Source organism: Limnohabitans sp. (assembly GCF_040400975.1).
Lineage (GTDB): Bacteria > Pseudomonadota > Gammaproteobacteria > Burkholderiales > Burkholderiaceae_C > Limnohabitans_A.
This window is the reverse complement of record NZ_JBBAPF010000151.1, coordinates 1-1069: the sequence shown is the minus strand read 5'-3', so window position 1 is coordinate 1069 and position 1069 is coordinate 1. Positions and strand designations below refer to the sequence as shown.

The window sequence follows — 1069 nt, the reverse complement described above, 5'->3', positions numbered from 1 at the left end:
GCTTCCAGTCCCACTGGCTGTGATCCTGCCAGCCGTGCCAACTCCAAGATTGCCAAGAACCGCTGGAGCGGCCGGGGGAATCAGATCCGCCGCCGCTGGAGGCCTCCATCGCAGAGTGCTCGGAGCCGCTGGGGACGTTGCCGGCGTAAGGTCCGAAGCCTAACTTGGCCTTCTTGAGCCAGCGCTGATGCTGCTTCTCCCGTGTTCGTTGGCGGAATCCAGAGGCCCTGGTCATCGGGCCGGGCGCGGCCCTCATGGAGAGCTGCATGGGCCAGTGCACGTCCTTGCTGGTGAGCCTTGCGCCGCACTGCGTGAGGAACTTATTCCACATGTCCGCTTTCTCCTCAGGGTTTTGTTCCATCCAATTGCTCTCCCCAACTGCTGCCCTTCACGAGGAGTTGTTGGACAAATGATTCGCGGATGGCGACGAAGCAACACTCATCGCTCCAATCGGCGACGGGCAAGATGCAACGCTTCTCAAAGATGTCGTACGTTGCGTCGTTCCACAATTGCGTGCTGCCTTGTTGCCAACGTGCCATGTTGATGTCGCCGCGCACGATGTCCAAGCTAGGCCGCCTTGCGTGCTCGCAAGCCGCCATGGCGGCGTCGACGGCCAGCTCCAAGGCGCGCGGCCCGCCACAAGCCGCTTGGCATAAACGCTGCTGAGGTGCACGCTCATGATTACGAGGCTAGTGAGCCCCAAGCGTGGCCTTTCAAACAAGACCTCCGCGACGTGCCAATGGATGGTCTTGTCTCTGAAATGGGCGATGGTTTGAATCTCGCCCGGCTTGCGGATTGCAATGCACTGGTCCTGCTCCAAGACAAAATTGTGGGTGTCGTGCAACTGGGCCATCTGGTCCGCGTGCGCTTCCTGGATGGCGAAGAAGTGGTAGCCCTTTTCAATCAGGATTGCGGGCAGGTTTCGCGCGCCACCGCCTGCGTTCCAACTCATGAAGAGCAGTCGCCCGACCGCCTCTTTGTAAGGCAGGCGCTGGCGAGCCGCTGGAGCGGCCGTAAGTGCCCCCGTCTCCGGTAGCCTCGGGGCCGGCCGTCGGTGCCTCGTCGTCCA

3 protein-coding genes are annotated in these 1069 nt (G+C 61.6%); 1 reads left to right on the top strand and 2 read right to left on the bottom strand.

All coding sequences use genetic code 11. The annotated features are described in order from the left end of the window. The coding region (locus ABWQ00_RS16285; RefSeq protein ID WP_353239707.1) for a hypothetical protein at window positions 1-361 on the bottom strand (361 nt) is incomplete at its 3' end. Then, window positions 345-566 carry a hypothetical protein gene (locus tag ABWQ00_RS16280; protein WP_353239706.1) on the bottom strand — a complete coding sequence of 74 codons (222 nt, stop codon included), beginning with the start codon at window positions 564-566 and terminating at the stop codon, window positions 345-347. The genes ABWQ00_RS16285 and ABWQ00_RS16280, both read right to left, overlap by 17 nt. A gap of 173 nt (window positions 567-739) precedes the next feature. On the opposite strand from ABWQ00_RS16280, the gene ABWQ00_RS16275 reads away from it, so the two are divergent. Continuing rightward, window positions 740-1036, top strand: coding sequence for a hypothetical protein (locus ABWQ00_RS16275; protein WP_353239705.1), 297 nt, complete (start codon window positions 740-742; stop codon window positions 1034-1036). The last annotated feature ends 33 nt before the right edge of the window (window positions 1037-1069 follow it).

Excerpts from the sequence above, each read along its gene's own strand:
- ABWQ00_RS16275 (WP_353239705.1), top strand. The coding sequence starts at position 740 with ATGGATGGTCTTGTCTCTGAAATGGGCGATGGTTTGAATCTCGCCCGG.